Source organism: Kineococcus glutinatus (assembly GCF_039542765.1).
Classification (GTDB): domain Bacteria; phylum Actinomycetota; class Actinomycetes; order Actinomycetales; family Kineococcaceae; genus Kineococcus_A; species Kineococcus_A glutinatus.
The window spans coordinates 1-2,363 of sequence record NZ_BAABIL010000835.1 but is presented as its reverse complement, the minus strand read 5'-3'; the positions used below and the strand labels follow the sequence as shown (position 1 = coordinate 2,363).

The 2,363-nt window shown below is 79.2% G+C and carries 4 protein-coding genes; 2 read left to right on the top strand and 2 right to left on the bottom strand.

The window, feature by feature from the left end; translation table 11 throughout:
* A partial coding sequence (locus ABEB16_RS21890) for a LacI family DNA-binding transcriptional regulator (protein WP_345714279.1) occupies positions 1-1,007 on the top strand: 1,007 nt, incomplete at its 5' end.
* Positions 1,008-1,031: 24 nt separating this feature from the next.
* On the opposite strand, the gene ABEB16_RS21885 is transcribed toward ABEB16_RS21890, so the two are convergent.
* Positions 1,032-1,193 carry a hypothetical protein gene (locus ABEB16_RS21885; protein WP_345714278.1) on the bottom strand — a complete coding sequence of 54 codons (162 nt, stop codon included), beginning with the start codon at positions 1,191-1,193 and terminating at the stop codon, positions 1,032-1,034.
* A gap of 52 nt (positions 1,194-1,245) precedes the next feature.
* Positions 1,246-1,425 carry a DUF4236 domain-containing protein gene (locus ABEB16_RS21880; RefSeq protein WP_345714277.1) on the bottom strand — a complete coding sequence of 60 codons (180 nt, stop codon included), beginning with the start codon at positions 1,423-1,425 and terminating at the stop codon, positions 1,246-1,248.
* 157 nt (positions 1,426-1,582) lie between these two features.
* Between ABEB16_RS21880 and ABEB16_RS21875 the strand changes: the two genes are divergently transcribed.
* Positions 1,583-2,320, top strand: coding sequence for a DedA family protein (locus tag ABEB16_RS21875; protein WP_345714276.1), 738 nt, complete (start codon positions 1,583-1,585; stop codon positions 2,318-2,320).
* The last annotated feature ends 43 nt before the right edge of the window (positions 2,321-2,363 follow it).

Here is a 2,363-nt window from a genome sequence, read left to right as displayed (position 1 = left end):
GCCGCGCCGTGACGATCACCGAGATCGCGCGCGCGGCGGGGGTGTCCGTGCCGACGGTCTCGCGCGTCGTCAACGGCCGCGGCGACGTCTCCTCCGCCACCCGCGACCGCGTCGAGGCGCTGCTGCGCGAGCACGGCTACCGCCCCCCGCCCCGCGCCCGCCGCGCCGCGCGCGTGGGCCTGCTGGACCTCGTCTTCAACGACCTCGACTCCCCCTGGGCGGTGGAGATCCTGCGGGGGGTCGAGGACGTCGCCCACGCCGCCGGGGCCGGCACCGTCGTCTCCGCCGTCCACCGCCGCGACGCCTCCGCGCGCGAGTGGCTGGCGAACCTGCGCTCGCGGGCCAGCGACGGCGTCATCCTCGTCACCTCCGACCTCGCCCCGCCGCTGCGCCACGAGCTGCGCGAGGTCGCCGTGCCCGTCGTCGTCGTCGACCCCGCCGGTGTGCCGCCGTTCGACGTGCCCACCGTGGGGGCGACGAACTGGGCCGGCGGCCTGGCGGCCACCGAGCACCTCGTCGCCCTCGGGCACCGCCGCATCGCCCACGTCGCGGGGCCCCCGGGGTTGCTGTGCAGCCGGGCGCGCCTGGACGGCTACCGCGCCGGCCTGGAGTCCGCCGGGCTGCAGCTGGACCCGGCGCTGGTGCGGGAGGGCACCTTCTACCAGGAGTCGGGGTTCCGGGCCGGCGAGGAGCTGCTGCGGCTGGCCGAGCCCCCGACGGCGGTGTTCGCCGCCAGCGACCAGATGGCCCTCGGCGTCTACGAGGCGGTGCGCCGCGCCGGGTTGCGGGTCCCCGACGACGTCGGCGTCGTGGGGTTCGACGACCTGGCGCTGGCCGCGTGGGCGTCACCGCCGCTGACCACGGTGCGCCAGCCGCTGGCGGAGATGGGGGCCCTGGCCGCCCGCACCGTCCTCGCCCTGGCCGGCGGTGAGGAGGCCGACAACCCGCGCGTGGAGCTGGCGACCTCCCTGGTGGTGCGCGACAGCACCGCCGCACCGCGGGGCTGAACCCGGCGCGGGACGGGCGTCACCTCACCCCTCGGCGTCGTCGCCCTCGTCCTCCACGGGGTCGGCGGCCAGGCCCGCGGCGCCCGCCTCGGCGTCCGCCGCCGTGAGTGGCTCGCCGTCGCCCGGGGTGACGCGCTCGACCGCCGCGGCGGCGGGGGCCTGGGAGAAGTCCGGCACGGAGCTCATGCCGCCAGCGTCGCAGCGTCCCCGGCCGGTCGCCACGCGCGCGGCGCGGGGCTCAGCGCCGCCGGCGCCGGCGGCCGGTCCAGGTGAGGGGACCGGGCAGGTCCACGCGCTGGGTGCGGCTCCTGCTGTTCCACGACCACCGCCCCACCCGCAGCGTCCAGCTGACGCCGCGGGTGGACAGGTGGGCGCGCAGCGGGCCGAGCCGCAGGGTGCGGTCCAGGTGCAGGGGCACGGGATCTCCTCGTCGTGGGCGCCGGCGGACGCCGGGACCGCGTCAACGAACCGGGCACCGGTCCGCGTTCCGGCAGCGGCACCCCTGACGAAGGTCAGGGGTGCCGCACAGCTTCCGGCAGGGGTGTCGCACAGCACCGGCCGACCACCATCGAGGTGTGGACCTCGTCACCGACCTCCTCGCTCCCCTCGCCGGGCTGCCGTTCCCGCTGGTGCTGGCGGTGGCCGGCGCCCTCGTCCTCGCCGAGTGCACCCTCGGTCTCGGGTTCCTCGTCCCCGGCGAGGCCGCGCTGCTCGTCGCCGCCACGACGGCCACCAGCGTCCCGCGCGCGGCGCTGCTGTGGGCGGTGGTGACCGCGTGCGCCGTCGTCGGGGACGCCGTCGGCTATGCGGTCGGGCGCCGGTGCGGACCCCGGCTGGCGCGCAGCCGCGTGGTGGCCCGCGCCGGGGCGGGCGGCTGGGAGCGGGCCACCGGGCTGCTGCGGCGCCGCGGCGCGTGGGCGGTGGTGGGGGCGCGGTTCCTGCCCGTGGTGCGCACCCTGACGCCGGCGGCCGCGGGGGCGTCGGGGTTGCCGGTGCGCCGCTTCGCGCTGGCCTCGCTCACGGGTGCGGCGGCCTGGTCCGCCGTCCACGTCGCGCTGGGGTCCGGCGCGGTGGGGGCCGCCGAGCAGATCCAGGCCGCCCTCGGCACCGCCGGGCTGGTCGGCGTGGCGCTGCTGGTGGCGGCCGCGGTGGTCGCGGTGCTCGTCGTCCGGGCCCGCGTCCGCCAGGCCGGCGTCACCCCGGCCGGCGTCACCCGGGACCGTGCGGACGTGCTGCGCAGCGAGCCGTGCCCGGAGGGTGCGGCGCGAACTAGCGTGGGTTCCCGTGAGCACGACGGCGCCGGGGTCCGCTGAGACCGCCGCAGCCACCGGCCCGCGCGCGCGGCGCCGGTGGCCC